Here is a 2,219-nt window from a genome sequence, read left to right on the forward strand (position 1 = left end):
GCACAGGCCTTCCAGATGCGGCGCCACAATGTGGAACTGCAACGCCATCTCTCGCAACTGACCGCTGAACTGACCAGCGGCGTGAAATCCGATCTGGCCGGGGCGGTGTCGGGCGATTTCAAGGCGCTGGCCGGGATTGACCATTCGTTGGAAACGCTGCGTGCCTACAAGACCGCGACGGATGAGGCGGAGCTGTTCACCGGTGCGCTGCAGGCGGCCTTTGGCAACGTTCAGGATGTCACAACCGACATCGCCCCGGGTCTTGCCAATGCCGCCTCGATCGGGACGACGCTGATCGTCGACACGGCGGCAATGGATGCGCGGCAGAAGTTCCATTCGGTGGTCGCGGCGCTCAATACTCAGGTGGCGGACCGTTATCTTCTGTCGGGCGATGCGACGGATCAAAAGCCGATCCTCGGCTCGCAGGATATCCTTGATGCGCTGATGGTCGCGACGACGGGGCAGGTGACCGATACCGGGGTCGCGACGGCCGTGGCCGCCTGGTTCGATGTGCCGGTTGGCGGCGGCGGCTATCTCGACTTGATCTATGGCGGCTCGGCAACGCCGCTTGCTCCGTTCCAGGTCGGACAGGGGGATGAGGCGGCGATGGACATCACCGCCGCCAACCCCGAGGTGCGTGATGTGCTGGAGGGGCTCGCTTTGTCCGCCCTTGTCGCCGAAGGCGTCCTGACCGGTGATCAGGTCGGCCGCGCGGCGCTGATGAAGACCTCGGCCGAAGCGCTGTTTTCCGCCACTGACGAGATGGCCGATCTTCGCGCCCGCCTTGGTGCGGTCGAGGGGCACATAGCCACCGCCGCCACCCGCAACTCGGCAGAGACGGCGGCGCTGGAGATTGCCCGGACGAAGATCATCGCAGCCGATCCATATGAGACGGCCAGTGCGCTTGAGGCCGTCCAGACCCAGATCGAAACCCTCTACACCCTCACCGCGCGGCTTTCGCGCCTGTCACTGGCGGATTACCTGAGATGAAAGTTCTTCTGGCGCTTCTTCTATCGCTCGTGGCGGGGCTGGCGGCGGCGGCACCGATCCGGATCAAGGATCTGGTTGAATTTGACGGGGTCAGGGGCAATGACCTGGTCGGTTACGGCCTGGTTGTCGGTCTGAACGGCACGGGTGACGGCATCCGCAATGCGCCCTTCACCGAAGAAATCATGTCAAACATCCTTGAACGGCTGGGCGTTAACGTTACCGGCGAAAGCTTCCGGCCAAAGAACGTGGCCGCCGTTTTCGTCACCGCAACTCTGCCGCCCTTCGCCCGTGCGGGGGGGCAGATCGATGTGACGGTGTCGGCCATTGGTGACGCGAAAAGTCTTCTGGGCGGCACGCTGGTGATGACACCGCTCAACGCGGCGGACGGGGAAATCTATGCCGTGGCCCAGGGCACGATTATCGCTGGGGGCGCCTCGGCCGAAGGGCAGGCGGCAAGTGTCGTGCAGGGGGTGCCGACTTCGGGTTCGATTCCGTCCGGCGCGCGGGTGGAGCGCGAGATCGCCTTTGACTTCGGCGGGTTGAATGCCATCCGCCTTGCGCTTCGCAGCCCCGATTTCACCACCGCTGGCCGGATCGAACAGGTGATCAACACCGAATTCGGTCGCCGGGTTGCGGTCATGACCGATGCGGGCACGGTGGCGCTGGATATTCGGGCCACACGGATGGCGTCGCCCGCCCATGCATTGGGGCGCGTCGAAAACCTGTTGGTCGAACCCGAACGACGCGCCCGTGTGGTCGTCGATCAGCGGTCGGGCACGATCGTCATGGGCGCGGATGTCCGGATCAGCCGGGTTGCCGTCAGCCAGGGCAACCTGACACTGAGGATCGAGGAACAACCGGTCGTGGTCCAGCCCAATCCCTTCGCGCAGGGCAGCACGGTTGTCGTGCCACGATCAGCGGCCGGGATAGAGGAAGAACCGGGGATCGGCATGGCCGAGATTACTGAGGCCTCGTCGCTGTCAGAGGTCGTGACCGGCCTCAATGCACTGGGCGTCAGCCCGCGCGACATGATCGATATCCTGAAAAGCATCAACGCGGCAGGCGCGCTGCATGCGGAGTTTCTGGTGCAATGACGCTGCCCGATATCCGATACGCGCAGTTCCGACCGGTTTGCGGATCACCGGGACGGCACGGCCGTTCAAAAAGATGCTGACAGGATCCGGCCGGTCTTGCCGGGCGGTGGTCAGCTTTCGCGGAAGGCCCGGTTG

The 2,219-nt window shown here is 64.3% G+C and carries 2 protein-coding genes; both read left to right on the forward strand.

What is annotated here, in order from left to right; all coding sequences use genetic code 11:
• Positions 1-990: flagellin (locus tag WBB85_RS03520; protein WP_432637237.1), on the forward strand; the 990-nt coding region annotated here is incomplete at its 5' end.
• Positions 987-2,084 (forward strand): flagellar basal body P-ring protein FlgI, encoded by a 1,098-nt coding sequence (locus tag WBB85_RS03525; RefSeq protein ID WP_432637238.1) that lies wholly within the window; start codon positions 987-989, stop codon positions 2,082-2,084. The genes WBB85_RS03520 and WBB85_RS03525, both read left to right, overlap by 4 nt.
• Positions 2,085-2,219 lie beyond the last annotated feature (135 nt).

Origin of the sequence: Albidovulum sp., assembly GCF_049646345.1 — a bacterium.
GTDB lineage: Bacteria > Pseudomonadota > Alphaproteobacteria > Rhodobacterales > Rhodobacteraceae > Albidovulum.